Annotated in this window: 1 protein-coding gene and 1 pseudogene; both read left to right on the forward strand. The window is 64.4% G+C overall.

The window, feature by feature from the left end; translation table 11 throughout:
* Positions 1–207, forward strand: a pseudogene (locus tag L9Z73_RS30305) (hypothetical protein); the annotation flags it as partial.
* A partial coding sequence (locus tag L9Z73_RS30310; protein ID WP_247408644.1) for a BatD family protein occupies positions 204–1515 on the forward strand: 1312 nt, incomplete at its 3' end. The pseudogene L9Z73_RS30305 and the gene L9Z73_RS30310, both read left to right, overlap by 4 nt.

Raw genomic sequence — 1515 nt, forward strand, 5'->3', positions numbered from 1 at the left:
CAAGCGGGCGGCAATGACGTGCCAGGCAGCGAACTGGGGGATGAGCAAACCACCACCCCGCCGCTGCGCCCGAGCGACGCCAGCCTGGACGGTGAACATCGCCAGGCCCTGGAACAATGGCTGCAGGAGATCCCGGACAACCCCGGCGAACTGCTGCGCCGCAAATTCTGGTACGAACAGCAACAGCATCAGGACAAGACTCGATGAGCCGCCGCACCACCCTTCTGCTTCTGCTCGCGTTATCGGCAGGCCACGCCCAGGCGGCGAACCTGGTCGCGAGCGTCGACCGCAGCCGCCTCAACTCCGGGGAAACGGTGGAACTGACGGTGGAATCCAGCGACGTCACCCAGTTCGGCAAACCCGACCTGTCGCCGCTGGATGCGCAGTTCGAAGTCAGCGGCACCCGCCAGATCAACCAACTCACCACCCTCGGCGGCGACAACCACGCCACCACGCGCTGGATCATCACTCTGCTGCCCAAGGAAAACGGCACCGTGGTGATCCCGCCGTTGCAAGTGGGTGAATACACGACCCAGCCGATCAGCCTGCAAGTGTTGGAAACCACCAGCCAGGACACCAACGCCGAACTCGCGCCGGTGTTCGTCGAGTCCAACCTCGACCAGAACAGCGTGTACGTTCAAGCCCAGACACTGTTGACGGTACGCGTGTATCACTCGGTGTCGCTGTACGACGACAGCAGCCTCACACCGCTGCAGATTCCCGATGCGCGTATCGAGCAACTGGGCGAATCGCGCACCTACGAGAAAGTCATCAACAGCATTCGCCATGGCGTGATCGAAACCCGCTACGCGATCTACCCGCAGCACAGCGGCAACCTGACGATTGCGGCGCAAACCTTCAGCGCAACCTTGGTGGAGTCGCGCCCGCCGCAGGAGAACACGCTGCAAGGCACCAAGCCGGGCAAGCTGATTCACGTCAGCACCGCGCCCATCGAGTTGACGGTCAAACCCAAGCCCGAGTTGTATCCCGCCGATGCGCCGTGGCTACCGGCACGCAGCCTGACCCTGAGCGAAAACTGGAACCCCGAGCCGGACCACGTGCAGATCGGCGATTCCCTGACCCGCAGCTTGACAGTCAAGGCCGAAGGCCTGTCCAGCGCACAACTGCCGGGGCTGCCGAGCACCGAGATCAATGGCCTGCGCCGCTACCCGGACCAACCGGTACTCGGCAACCAGAACAGCGACCGTGGCCTGATCGGCAGCCGTGAAGACCGCGAAGCCCTGGTACCCACCCGCGCCGGCGCCCTGGAATTGCCGGCGGTGGAAGTGGTGTGGTGGAACACCCATGAAGACCACCTCGAACGCACCAGCCTGCCCGCCCGCACCCTGCAAGTGGCGAATAACCCGAGCCTGGTGGTGGACACGCCCGCCACACCGACCATCATCACCGCGCCCGACGATAGCCGCCTGTGGCTGTGGCAACTGAGCACCCTGCTCCTCGCCTGCACGACATTGCTGGGTTTCGGCCTGTGGTGGCGTGCGCGTCGCCAACCGG

It is taken from the genome of Pseudomonas emilianonis (genome assembly GCF_023072625.1).
Taxonomy (GTDB): Bacteria; Pseudomonadota; Gammaproteobacteria; order Pseudomonadales; family Pseudomonadaceae; genus Aquipseudomonas; species Aquipseudomonas paraveronii.